The 14,142-nt window shown below is 34.0% G+C and carries 10 protein-coding genes; all 10 read right to left on the reverse strand.

Annotated features, from left to right (window positions below; all coding sequences use genetic code 11):
- Nucleotide 1: 1 nt before the first annotated feature.
- The 10 genes from C7E02_RS15770 to C7E02_RS15810 all read right to left on the reverse strand — a co-directional run bounded on the left by C7E02_RS15770 (nucleotide 2) and on the right by C7E02_RS15810 (nucleotide 14,132).
- Nucleotides 2-220, reverse strand: a complete 219-nt coding sequence (locus C7E02_RS15770; protein ID WP_105310353.1) for an aspartate dehydrogenase — start codon at nucleotides 218-220, stop codon at nucleotides 2-4.
- A gap of 128 nt (nucleotides 221-348) precedes the next feature.
- Nucleotides 349-1,353, reverse strand: a complete 1,005-nt coding sequence (locus C7E02_RS15775; RefSeq protein ID WP_158683076.1) for an HNH endonuclease signature motif containing protein — start codon at nucleotides 1,351-1,353, stop codon at nucleotides 349-351.
- 119 nt (nucleotides 1,354-1,472) lie between these two features.
- Nucleotides 1,473-1,625 (reverse strand): hypothetical protein, encoded by a 153-nt coding sequence (locus tag C7E02_RS19265; protein ID WP_158683078.1) that lies wholly within the window; start codon nucleotides 1,623-1,625, stop codon nucleotides 1,473-1,475.
- A gap of 20 nt (nucleotides 1,626-1,645) precedes the next feature.
- Complete coding sequence (locus C7E02_RS15780; protein WP_105310101.1) at nucleotides 1,646-2,104, reverse strand: toxic anion resistance protein; 459 nt, start codon at nucleotides 2,102-2,104, stop codon at nucleotides 1,646-1,648.
- A 25-nt stretch (nucleotides 2,105-2,129) separates the two neighbouring features.
- Complete coding sequence (locus C7E02_RS15785; protein WP_158683080.1) at nucleotides 2,130-3,767, reverse strand: leucine-rich repeat domain-containing protein; 1,638 nt, start codon at nucleotides 3,765-3,767, stop codon at nucleotides 2,130-2,132.
- A 17-nt stretch (nucleotides 3,768-3,784) separates the two neighbouring features.
- Nucleotides 3,785-4,450, reverse strand: coding sequence for a hypothetical protein (locus C7E02_RS15790; protein WP_105310103.1), 666 nt, complete (start codon nucleotides 4,448-4,450; stop codon nucleotides 3,785-3,787).
- Nucleotides 4,450-7,542 (reverse strand): ATP-binding protein, encoded by a 3,093-nt coding sequence (locus C7E02_RS15795; RefSeq protein ID WP_105310104.1) that lies wholly within the window; start codon nucleotides 7,540-7,542, stop codon nucleotides 4,450-4,452. Before C7E02_RS15795 ends, C7E02_RS15790 begins: the two co-directional genes overlap by 1 nt.
- 3 nt (nucleotides 7,543-7,545) lie before the next feature.
- A complete protein-coding gene (locus C7E02_RS15800) occupies nucleotides 7,546-8,328 on the reverse strand; it encodes a hypothetical protein (protein WP_105310105.1) in 783 nt (260 codons plus the stop codon).
- Nucleotides 8,329-8,332: 4 nt separating this feature from the next.
- The gene (locus tag C7E02_RS15805) at nucleotides 8,333-10,804 is read right to left on the reverse strand and encodes a helicase-related protein (protein ID WP_105310106.1); all 2,472 of its coding nucleotides are present in this window, start codon (nucleotides 10,802-10,804) and stop codon (nucleotides 8,333-8,335) included.
- Nucleotides 10,797-14,132 (reverse strand): SNF2-related protein, encoded by a 3,336-nt coding sequence (locus tag C7E02_RS15810; RefSeq protein WP_105310107.1) that lies wholly within the window; start codon nucleotides 14,130-14,132, stop codon nucleotides 10,797-10,799. Before C7E02_RS15810 ends, C7E02_RS15805 begins: the two co-directional genes overlap by 8 nt.
- Nucleotides 14,133-14,142: the final 10 nt, after the last annotated feature.

Raw genomic sequence — 14,142 nt, forward strand, 5'->3', positions numbered from 1 at the left:
ATCAGTATTCCTTTACTATCTCTTCATCTATTCCATACATAGCCTTAAAATGTTCGAGATCTGCCGGACTTTTTATCAGCATTACCTCTCCTATCTTACCTGTATGTATATCCTTAAATCCTGCAACCTGCTCGCCATTACAAATGCTTGCTTTGATTACCGGCTTCTTGTTTTCCTTATCATAAGACTGTACTACACCTTTCTTCTTAAACAGCTCCATTTTGCTCACCTTCCTTCGCCTGTGCCAACAGCACAAGCTTCTCGCTTCTACAATGCCCACTACCGGACATGCATCTGCATCTACAAATATCTGCATTTTCCCTCAAATCTGCTTTATTCAAATATAATTTATGTTCGCATTTCAACTTCTTTTAGCCCGCTCATTTTGGCGTATTTCCACATTCTGTTTAAGAGGCCCTGAGAATACCTCTCAAAGTCCTTTTGAACAATGATATTGTCTACTACTTGTATCCCCTTATTTCTCTGTTCTATTTTTATAAGAAAATCCTGCTTAGGCAACTTGTTACTCTTTCTCTCATTGCATCTTGCACATGATAATACAAAATTCCATAACTTATCATCTTTCACAAATGACCACGGAATAAAATGATCCACATGTATATTCTTTCCAAGCTTTTTCCCGCAATAAAAACAAGTATCTTCTTCAAATTCTTTTCTTAATATTTCTCTGTAAACTGACAAATCTTCTCTCTTAGGTGTTGCCAATTCTAATTTATCTATTACACGCACCAACACATTATCATCATTTATTTGTTCTAAAAATCGTGCCCATGCATAATAATTTAACTTTTCTAATTCTGCTTTGTACTTCAGCATGAAATCATACACTCTGGGATTGAGAACAATTCCATCTTCTTTTAGATTGAAACTGTAAATTATTCCATCAAAGTCATCATACAAAGCACCAATAACAAATCTTTTACACTCTACTGTTACCTGCTTAATAATTTTATTTTTAATATCCGCACCAAGTGATTCAAATTCTAAATTAATAAATATATTATTTTCTTTAATAACATCTTTAAATATCAACTCGATCTTTGAGAACTCTGATCTCCCATCTTTTCTCATCTGACGCAAATCATATTTCACTACTAAATTCCAATAATTATATGCAAATCGACCAAACAACTCTTCGTAACTATATTTGACACCTTGTTCCGTCATCTCTCCAGAAAAAGTGCTATCTAACAAAGACTTTATCAATCCAAATTTATATGTGTTTCTCTTCTTGCAAGCATCTGAGAATACAAAATTAAACAACGACCAAATTCTGTCTTCGCTTACAACATATTCAGTTATAGCTCCAGCTTTTAGATTCCATCCTGCCATAAGCGAACCTCCCTTCATCTAGTCTTTTATCTTACTATCTTCTGTTACATAATTAATCTCAATACCTGGTTACACATTATAGGCACATACACAAAAACAGCCCGTACCCGAAGTCTCAACTATAAGTCTAGTTCAAAATTGTCATCATCAATATCAATAATCTTTCCCGATACCTTTTTCGATTTCTTATCTGCCTGTGCTGTAACTTTCAGTGCCTTATTTTCTTCATCACTTGCTTTAAATAAACTATCCACGAATGACTTAATATCCATTGATGGCTCTGTTTCTTTCTTTAAACATTTGTTTCTGCCTTTGCATAATTAGCCTTAATAGAATCTACGCCCCTTTTAGCTTTTTGGAATATTCCCAAAATTCCTTTCTTTTCAGGTTCTGTGATTGCATCCAAAGCAACAGTAAGTTCTTTTAACGCATCTCCTACATCTCCCAGTTCGCTAATTTTTACTTTTCCTAAAATATTTACAGAAAAATCTGAAATACTTTTTTGTGCACTGGAACCATACTGAATAACCTGCTTGGCATTTGAAATGTCAATCTCATTTGCAAACTGTGCTATCATTTCCTTTTCATCATTATTAAGCATACTTTCATCAATAGATCCAGCACTATATTCAGCCTGTGTCTGTACAATAGGTTGAACTGTCTGCATCACAAGAACACCCTCTAGTAAGATATTTGACTGTTTCTCTTCTTCCGGATTTAATGTAAGTGTTGTTTTTGTTTGATTTTCCATAGCTGGTCTCCTTTCAATTTACGCATTAGTGTTTTAATGTACCTTCGCCCTTAACATATCCATCTTGTCCCATTATTTTCTGCAAGGCATTCGCTTTTGCTATGGTATCCATAGTTGCGACCTGATATATGCTATCAATTTTTCTCTCCACTGCCGTTATTACTGTGTCAATCGATTCCATAACCTTAATATATACTTTATCAATCTGTCCTTTCGATACACCAGCCGTTAAATACTGCTGATGTGCAAATATTAACCTTAATGTTTCTGGCAAATAGTAATTTGAAAATCTATGCGTACCCTCTACCTTATCTGGATACTTTTCCAGAGCTGTACTAAGTTTGTGTAACTTTTCTATAAGAATACCAATTTGCTTTTCCATATCTTCGCTTATTTGACTATGCTGTACATCTTCAAAATAAAAAATATATGAATCCAAGTCTGCCCCTTCTATGATTTTTTCAATAGTTGTCTCTATTTTCATATACTTCATATCATCTTCACTTTTTGAAGATTCAATAGTATGCAATACTTTAAATAATACTTCCGTATTTGGTGTCGATATATATAGGTTCTCACCATTAGTCAGTACTTCTAATATTATTGGGCTTCCTTCAAATTCCATTATTGCCGCAATATCGTCCAACAGAATCTCATATGTATCACTTCCACCATAAAATCCAATTTTGTTAGAAAACAGGTACAGTTTTCCTTTAATAGATATATACTGTCCATCACCAACTTCTTTATATAATACTGCATGATTCATATAATGAATAAGTTCATTCTCATCTACTATTATACCAAGATCTTCATGTGGGAACACCGGTAGTGAGCCATTCAAAATATTGCTTATAATATCATCTGGCAAAATATTAGAAATTTCCTTCTGTAGGTCAGAGTGTTCTGCAATATACTCATATAATCTTTTCGCTTTCTCCATTACAATCCCACTCTCAAATCTTGGTTCTTTCTTAAGTATCACTTTAATTCTAAAAAATTGTCTCCTCATTTTACGCATTGGTGCATCGGAAATATATAGATCTTCATTATCTGAAAACTCCCATTGACCATACTCTATATCCGATAATCTTCTGCAATCTGCAAATGCACTATCAGCAACTTCAGTCTTACATTCCATTCTTACACTCGACAAATATATATCATGCGCAAAACAATTTTCAGGGATTCGATCAACTTTTTTCACTGAAAAAGATGTTAACCTACTACACAGAGCAAAGCTTTCTTCTCGTAAATCCTCTATAGCATTTATTTCAACAGATTCAATACTTGATAATGTAAATGCATTAACACCGATACAATCCATTTCCGAACGAATCTGTATGTCTTGCAGTGACTCACACTCAGCAAATGCATTATCGCCAATTTTTCTAATACCTAATCCAAATTTTACTTTTCTTAAATTACGACATCCAAAAAAAGCAAAATCGTTAATTCTTAATATTGAATCAGGCAATTGTATATGCTCAATTATTAAATTATTCGAGAATGCTTTTTCTCCTATTTCTACTACTTCCTGTCCTGAAATCTTTTCCGGTATATTAATCCGCTTACTCTCGCCATTGTATTTATCAATCGAGATCTGACTTCTTGTTATGTTATGATAAGAAAAATCACATGAATGTGTACTATTTAAATCCATACAATTCATTACCACCTTTATCTAAAACTAACTGCAAGTTTAGATGTCATGTTGTTTTCCTTTAACCAATTAAATATATCTGGGGTTAAATCATGAACACTTGCTTTTCCAGATGCAACTTTCTTGAGGAAAACAAGAATTTCGGCACCATCTTCTCCAAAGCCCAAACTATTTATTATCTCGTCTGCTTCCTGCAAACCTTTTTCCATCTTGTCCAGATTATCCTGTTTAAAATCCCAAGAAGCACCTAATTTAATTTTATTGGATGCATAATCTACTTTTTCTCGCTCTGGTGCAATACCTTTTATAGTCTGAAGCATATTTATCTTTTGGTCTGCCACTCTATGATAGTAGTCTGACCATTCTTGACGTATTGCTTTCTTAATATTAAATACTTCCTTTTGCAAATAATTAGCAGTAGATTCTTGTATCAACCCTCTCGATACTGCATCACACGATGATTTAAGCAAGCCAATAACCTTTCCCCTAGTTTCCTGCGAGATAACAAATCCCAATTGAGACATACTGTTTGTAACAGCCTTAACCATCAGATGATTCTCACTTACTACGTTAGAAAAAATCTTATCGTTCTTTTCCTGCTTCTGTACATCATTAGAAGATTTTTCTAATTCATATATTTCTTTCATAGCAATTATGCTCTGATCTAATAAATCTACTAACATTACATCACCTTCCAATCCATAACAGTCTTACTATCCGCCTCAATCGTATTGCGTGATTCCACATATCTCGTACTCAAGTCACCACCATTATCTACAAAAATATTGCCTCTTCGTTTTTCAACATCTCGTGCAACATATTCAATATCCTTTTGTACTGCCTGTAAAGTTGACAATATACGTTCAATTTTTGACAAAGGGTCTTTTGAGAACATCAGCAATGTATCTAAATCATCTGTACTCGCAATGCCCTTTCCCACCTCACTAAAAGCTACTGAAATGGTCTTAGCATCTTTTTTTATTCCATCCAATACCTGAATATTCCCATGAATATTAACCAATGAACTGCTTGCAGTCTCATAAAAGAGCTTTATTTTGTCAATAAGATCTTCTATATCTTCATCGTCAATATCCTCATAATCCAAATACATACCAATTTGTTCCAGTAACCGATTTGCTTTTTCTTTTTCTGCTTCCGCAACTTTTGGAATACGCGTATATATCTTTTCATATATCTCACGAATTTCTCGACGTTGTGGAATTGGATCGTTTAACAGAATTTGTTCATCTGGTATCAATAACTTTGCCTTCTGAACTTTGCGTACATCGGAATTAAATTCTGTCGCTCTAATAAACACCTGCGATGATTTCAAGTTACCTTGAATAATATTGTAATACTGCGTAATCACATCTTTTACTTTTTCATCATTATTCAAAAGCATATTCACAAGCGAATTCCATTCTGTACAATGTGAATTTTGTACAGTTTTTTTCAGATTTTTAGCCATCAGATTTGTTGTTGGAATACCTTCAACTTTTGTTCCTGTAAACACTCCTTGCATTATCTCTCGTATCATTTCAGTAGCAATCGCACAATCTTGATAATCTACTGATTGATTATCAAAAACATTTACAGTCTGAATAATTGTTTTTTTCCACTTTTCAAGCCAAGTCTGAACTCGATACACCATCATAGCAGAATTTTCAAAATTCCAGCTTCCATTTCCTAATGTTACATATGCCAAAAACGCCTCTAATACACCTTGCGTTTCTCTATCTGCTGGCAAAATTGTTAATGCATTCTTAGCTGCTCTTTTCTGTCTTTCAAATCCTATAAAGTCCTTTGTAGCTTTTACACGATTCAAATTATCCAAAGATACGCCTTCTATCTGCCAATTAATTGCAGATATCAAGAATCTTTTATTTATTTCATCTCTAGCTTTTGTAATATTAACAACGTCTTTTGTTGTAGCACCTACATTTAGTTCTCCTCCATCAATCCAAATTTGCAGTGTTCTCTGTCCCAGCAAGAAATCAGCCATTGCCGGATCAACTTTCGGTACTATATGTTCTGGTGGTTGAGTAATATCTGAGCCATCCGATAGTTGTTTTACTGAATCTACAGATGCTTTAACCGGCTTATCACCTTTTCTTCCTGTAAAAGTTGGAATTCCTAAATCATCAAAAAATCCAATTGGCATTCCACCTAAATATTTTATACCGCTTTCTTCATACTCCAGATCTGATGCATTACCCCAAACTCTTATGAATCTTTCAACTCTGTCTGCTTGGCTTTCTTCAACTTGCTGATGAATATAAGTACTTACATATAGACTCTCAAATGGAATATCATTAATCCTTTCAATTGCAAATTCAGGAAAACTCTCCTTTTTGAATAGATAATTTCTCATAGCTCTCTCAATAACATCTCTTAATAGATATCTAGGAGTTCTATAATCCGGCTGCAAAATACACATATATAGATTCGTAATTGCTTTTTTAGTAAATGGGAATAACGATAATTCCTTCCCCTTTGCAATTTCAACTGTATCCCAAAGAGATTTTTCCTCTCCTTTATGAATAGGATACTCTTTCATAGAAGCACCATTCTTCGCCCAGTCATCTAAAATATCGCCACGCAAAGACATTGCATTTAGATATCTACCAACAAATTCATACAGCGAATTCTGATCTTCACCGAACACATCATTTGGAATAACAAAGAATTGTGTAACTCTATCCTTATGGTTATCCATAAAGTTTACGTTAAAATATTTTTCAGTTGTTCCTACAATAGAGGAAATTCTACAAAGTTCTTGACTTTCATACATTCCAGTATGTTCAGTAGTCAAAACATTTAGCAGTGCAACATTTACACCAGTAAATGCTGTAACATCCTCAATCAATAGAGTAAGATTTTTACCCTGTCTTTTAATCTCTTTTCTAATTTCCACAAAGACCTGTTCAAAATCTCCTGGTTCCAATCCAGCACATGTCTGAATAACCTTATTTACCAGAGTATTCATATAATCAGCTAGTCTTTCTGGCATTTCATCATCCGCAAGAATGGCATTTGCCATTTTCATGGCATTTTTAGCTGCACCATTGGTAAACATATCATCGCAAAAATTAACATCCACTTCAAAATCTGAAGTTTCAAACAACGCCATTACATCTCTGCTATCACCAGTTTCATTTTCAGCTACTTTTTGATAAATACGATCGATAGCACCTTCTTCTTTCATTAGATTTAGTTGAAACTGTTCGTATTGCAATAATTCAACTAATCTCTTCTTTTCATTATTACTTATAATCTCATCATTTTCATCGTTCTTGATTTCAACAATGAAGTTTTGATATATCATATCTTTAAGCTTTTTATTGTCAATCGTTGAAGTTGCTCGAACCAGCCTGTCATACACAGCCTTATTCGGTATATTGGCAACTTCCGGCAATTCGAGTAATTGCTTTATCGTTCCTTTCAAACTATTATCACTTCTACGAACAAAAAGAACTACTTCATTTTCTGGTGCCGCCTGTTCTAATCTAGCCGCAAACCATCTAATAAGGTGTGATTTTCCAGCACCACTTGAGCCTATCACTATAATAAACTGATGCTCATTTTCAGTATTCAAGACATATTTATAAAAAACTTTCTCTTCAGACATAATTTTGTCTGTTTTACTATCCCACTTTTTTCTTATATGAATATTTTGAACAGGCACATGAGTAGCTAAGAAATCAGCTTGTGTACTCGTAACAGTATCAATACGAATTACTTCACCTATTCTACTTTTTGCAATTTCTGAATTCATAAGCTATCTCCTTACTGTTACATGAGTAACTGTTGATTTAATTGGATGTAATTCTGCTTCATATAGGAACCACATATCACCACTATCAAGCTTGTGTGATAATTGGATAATTCCTTCATCATGTAATGCTCGTAAACCACTTGACATAGCAAGATTGATTTTCTTATTTCCATCAATATCGGATAACCCTATTTCAGCATACGGCTTTATTGCAGCCACGAAATCAGTAAATGTGTATTCTTCTCCCTTTTTTATGTTGCATACTGCTAATACGGCTTTTAGATACGTATACATGTTAGGCAATAAAAGCATATCATGAAGATTACCAAGCCCCAAATATGTAGCCCAGAATCTCCAAGCTCTCATATCATCTTCATATACTGGTTTTCCTATAACTTTTGACATATGTTCTACTAATGCAGCTTCAGACACTCCTTTAAACCTAAACACTTGTTCATTCATCGATATATATTCTTTTGATACAGCAAAGAATAATCCTTCCGATATTGTATCTATATTGCCTACAATATATTCTCGCATTGAATCATATGATGATACATACTTTGAGTCTATTGCCAATGATATATCACCTTCCTTTACAGAAATAAGCCCTAACTGTCTTGCTGCATCACGAACCATTCCAAAATATTTTGTTGTACCACCTAAATCCGATGGTTCTAACAACTCTCGCAAATCGCTTTCCTTCATTGTTCTGCTTTTAATCGCTTGGCAAAGGGCATATACCCTTTCCGGAATTGCAGATGTTTTCATTCTATCTTCAAACATATCTCTACATCCTTTCTATCAAATATTCTTCAAGTACCGGTCCATCGACAATTGATGAAACGGTTTTACCTATTTCATTACAAAAAATATCTTCTTTGAAAACATGCAATAATCGTATTTCACCGGTTTGTAATGATTTCCGTAATCTACTAATTTTCTTATATATGCCCGAGTATTTATTTCCATACAAAACAACTGCATCTCCTGCAAAGAAATAATAATCTCCATGGTCAACCAACCGAACAAACTCATTCATTCCCAGCAAATTTACATCTGTCCATTCTGAAATACTATTTAACAAATTAAAATAACTGCTTTGATCATCATTTATAATAACAGTTGAAAATCCTCTATTAATTACATTTCCTATTAACTCTGTATTATCACTATCCGCAAATAAAATAGCCTCATTAGAATTAGCAAACATATTATTCAACTCAACAGAAAACTTTCTTGTTGGAGCCGGAATTTTCTTTACCAACTCAAATCTATTTGGATCTGATTCAACAATATTCTTATGATTGTCGCAACCAGCACAGTATTCTGAAACCCTACTATATGTAGAATTAAAGAACATCTCTGACCAGCACATGCGCTTTCCAAGCTTAACAGAACGACTCATGGTCTTAAATGCTCTTTCATTCTTATTCCATTCTTTAGTACGAACATCTTCTATCAACCGTTTTGTATCCTCCGAAGTCTGCAGTAATCTTTTATCCAAAATAGATATTCTTATAAAATATACCTGTGTATGAGGATCTACGACCATATCTAAAATTTTAATCAAATTGTATCTTCTTAACAGAAGAATTACATAGATATTCCACTTTTGATCAACAGTACTGGTATCCTCCGCATAATCCACACTATTATAATTAGGCTTAACAGATGTATCCAAAGTATATGAATCTATCCCTCTTGTGGAAGTATGGCTATTAAGCATACTCTCCCATCGTCCAAGAATTTTTTCACTTCCAAGAACTTTGTCAGTCATAACAAATGCCGATTCCAAATCCTCTTCTGGATATACACACATTACACTAAGACAAGGAAGACCATCTCGCCCTCCTCTTCCCAACTCCTGATAATATGCATTTGGATTATCTGGTACATATAAATGTAAAACTGTTCTGACATCACTTTTATCAACACCGACTCCAAATGCTGAAGTTGCAATTATAATGTCAAACTTGTTTTCTGACCACTCTTCTATAATTCTAGAACGCTCATCAGACTTCGTTTTCCCAGTAAATGTCTCTACATTTGTAATACCTATATCTGCTGCCATTTCCTTAACCTTTTGAGCTTGATCAGGTCTCATTACATATACAACCATTGGTCGAGGTAAACATCGTAATAATTCTCTTGTTTTTTCATTCTTATCCCGATATGAAGTTGCTGATACCAACTCAAATCTTGGTTCTCTTCTTAATGCATCACATCTTATTTCAATCCATTTATCTCCAGTAGCAAACATACTCTGTAAAATCTTAACTGTTGTTCTTTCGTACGTTGCAGATAATAACACTGTTTTCAATTTAGAATTCTTTTCGTATAAGTTATTACGCCAAGGTTCCAAACACTGATAATCAACTCGAAAAAAATTTCCCCATTCAATTACAATATGTGCTTCGTCTATAATAAGATTTCTTAAATATCCAGCATCATTAGCAGTCTCTATCACTTGTTTAAATACTTCATTCTTAATAAGTGCTTCTGGAGAAATAAACAATAATCGTAGCTTTCTGTTTTTTATTCTATCTATAATGCTTCTCTTCTCTTCACTTGCTAAATCACTATAATAACAAGCGATTTCTGCTTTGGATGCGACTCGAATATTATCCCTTGCAACTCTAACTTGATCCATTGCTAATGATACAGTTGGTACAACAGTGATAGTCAGTCCATCTTTTTTTTGATACGCCATAGTTTGTGTAATTAAGCTCTTCCCTCCACCTGTTGGCAAAGAAACTAATGCTGTATACCCTTCTGGCATATTAAGTGCACCATTAACCGCAAGTTTTTGACGTATTGATTTGAATCTCTGGAACCCTGTTAAACGATATATATTAGGTGTAACCCCAAGAAAATATCTTTCATCTTTTTCTGGTTCTACATAGTCTACCATGAATCCTTGCTTGATAATATCTATGTTGAGATAATCCGGCAAATTTAAGGTTGCATAACAAAGACCTTCTGAGTCGATACGGAGTCCATATTTATTATCTGTGATATCAATATCAATAGGTAATCGTACAGCTATCTGAAAAACAAGCAGATAATTTCTAAGCGAAATCAAAAAGTCATCCAGCGATATTCTGCGTGTTCTATAAAAATTCACATACTTAGACAACCTATATGCTGTCATATATCTATATTTTTCTATTCCGCCTCTTGGACAATTATTTGTGCTTATCCCACCTAGTTCATTATCCAAAATTTTTTGTATGCATTCTTGAATCTGCTCTTTAATCATGCGTCTTCCTCACCATTACAAATGCTGCTGCCTCGAGTTCTACCCTAGTTGTCCTCAGTGCTTCAAGCACCGTCTCATAAACCTGTTTTTTCTGTTCAATTTCACCTGCATCTACACCAAAAAACTTAGCTTGTGCAACTTCTGCATTCAATGTCTGTTCTATACTGGCTGCTGCTTGCTTTAAATTGCTACTAGCCTTCATTTTTTCCTTTACCTGATTTTTGGCTATCTTCATTGATGCAGAAACAAAATTTATCCACTTGTCCTCTGGATAATTTTGTCTAAACCAATCAACATTGGAACAACCATATCTTTCTTTAATATGTAGCCCATCAGTTTTTACTGATCTTCTACCTAGATGCACTACATCCCTCCTAATATCAGATGTTGATTCTCTTGAAACTGCATCAATAAGTTTTAATACCTTATCTGTAGGTACATGCTCATACTTTTGTGTACTGATAGGAGTTATGACTTGATCAGCAGAAACATAACTCTTATATTGTCTTATCGCAGTTAGGGGAATCCCATTTTCCAATAACAGTTGCTCATTGGGGTATAAATTCCAAGTATAAACGATTCCTCGCCAATTGAAGTCCGCTTCAAGTGCAAAAGCTGTACAAGTTCCTTTGTACGAATTCATTGCATTATCTACAATACAATCAAAGACCTCATCCCCTGGTGCAAAGAAGTGTAAGTAATCATTTTCAATAGAAAGTTCACGATTAAAGGTTCCTACAATTTCCCTGCTACCTGTAGATGTTTTATTTCCAGTTCTTTCTTCGTATAATTCCCTAACCCTCCTTGAAAAGGCATTTGATGTACGATTTACATATTCCATCCAATTCGGTGGTATCAGCATTGAGTTTTCTGCTGACTTTATAGAGAATGAATTTTCATTAAATCTCACAACACCATTTTTATTAAACTGACCTTTTAATCCTGCAAGATTTGCCCATCCCATCATTGTATTGGCAAACAATTCATTCTCATTGGATGTGTAGTAGTGTAAAAGTCTTTTTAGCTCTTGATTGAGTGTTGCATATATAAACGCTGCCGAATCAAAGTGCTGCTCCTCTCTCACTTCTTTTTCCATTCGTTGTGAAGATTCTATAATCTCATTAATTGCATTAGAAATACCATATCGGAAATCACTTGTTACTGCATGAATAATGCTCTCATTGATTTCATTCATAATAATTTCCAACCCGCTTAAAGACTGAGTAAATATATTCAATCCTTTATTCCAAAAATTATATAATTCTTCTTCCAAAGTTTCTTTTGCATAAATTACAACCGAACATACATCTTTATCTGCTGGTCGTCCTAATCTGTCTAATCGGCCTATTCTTTGCTCAATGGCATTTGCATCCCAAGGCAAATCAATATGAATTACAAAGTCTGCTCCCTGAAGGTTTCTACCTTCGCCACCAGTCTCATCACAAAGAAGTATTTTACATTCATCATCATTTTGGAAACGATAAATACTCAATTCCAATTCTTCTTCGTTCATATTCTTGTTAAAGAGAGCTATCTTTTCTTCTCCAAAATATGCTCTCAGTACTTGACCATATTTTTCAAAGGTTTCTGCATAGTTCGTAAATACTACTACTTTTTCCTCATATATTTCCTGATCAATGAAATCAACTATGCTAAGTATTCTACTTGAATAGTTATATGGCTCTGCCAGTACATTATCAAGCTCCTCAAGCATCCATTCTTCTGCACTTAGCCATTCTTTTGCATTTTCTTCTACATCCTGATTAATAGCTAATCCGCTTTTTCTTTGCTGCTCAATCTCCTTATTAAATGCCCAAGATGAGCTAAAAAATGCTGTAAGTAACGGAATATAATGTATTTCAAAATCTTGTGCAGAAATTTCCTGTCCGCTTATCCAATCAACAATAGCTTCATATGTTGTATGCTCATAAGTGTTCTTATCTGGATTAAGCTCATATTCGATTTCTCTGACTGTTCTATGTGGAAGTTCCTCTTCCATATATCTACGTCTATTTCTGATAATATTTTTTTCAAGCTGATAATTCTCGCATACATACAGAAGAGCCTCTTGTATTGCACCCTTACCATAGTCTTTACTCTCCAGATTTATTTCTGATAAAACCTTATCGAAACCTCTATCCTCAATAAGCCTAGAAATTCTTCTAAGGCCATTTTGTATATCATCAAACAAATCGGTACAATCATCATTTACTAAAGGATTCTCACCATCTTCCAAAGTATCAGCAATATTATCTATATAGTCATCAAAATCCTGTAATACAAGGTATGTACTCCTGGTAATATTTTTTTGTTTTTCTACAAGAGTTTGAAAATCTTCTATTGAAAAATGGTCATATTTGTCAGGCATAATAAGTTGAAGTAACGCCAAATATGCTTCCTTCTTTTGTTGAACCGGAGTGGCTGATAACAACAAAATATTCTCTGAACGCTTACTAAGCGAATGAAAATATGTATATAACCTTTTGTTTGCTAAAAGTTTATGAGCCTCATCCGCTATAACAAAGTCCCAACGGATGTTAATATATTCCTCAATATCTTCTTCCGCAATAAGTTCAACATAATTATCATTCACGTTATTTCCTGGTGTTATTTCAAACTTAATAAGTAATTCCGCTCTCCACTGTGCTACAAGAGGTCGTGGTACTGCTATTAAAACTCTCTTATTTGAATTATGTAATGTATATACTTTTAAAACAGAAGCAGCCTCAATAGTTTTACCCATACCAACTTCATCTGCTAACATCACTCTACAGTTTTTTTCTTGTAAACAACGCATAATAGTTCTGAGCTGGTGTTCTTTTAAAAATATCTTACATCCTGCTAATTCTTTGAATCCAAATACTGAATTATCAAGAACTTTTACAGTTTTACTCACGACATTTCTTCCAAAATACCATGCAGGATTCTGAAACTCATAACTTCTAAGTTGCTCCGCTGGCGAAATTCTGCCACCATTAAATGGTGCATCTATGACGTCTTCTCTAATTTTTATAACTTTATCTGTAAATTCTTCTTTGAGGTAGTAGTAATACCATTCATCCGCCTTAAGTGCTGACAATATTTTATATCTATTTTCTCTATAAATAACATAAGATTCTCGATGCAAAGTACATCTCTTTACATAATCATATGGTAATTCTGCTTTCTCCGGTATATTCTCATAATAATTTCTAAATCCAAATGGATCTAAAAATGCCACTGTTACATTCTCTGTAAAATCATCCACTTGAATTATGCGACCTACGATAAAATTTCTTGGGGCATCAAATTCTGCTATTGGACATCTTATGTACATTCCTCTTTCCAAAAGCTTAACC

This window comes from Dorea sp. Marseille-P4042, assembly GCF_900290215.1.
GTDB classification, from domain to species: domain Bacteria; phylum Bacillota; class Clostridia; order Lachnospirales; family Lachnospiraceae; genus Dorea; species Dorea formicigenerans.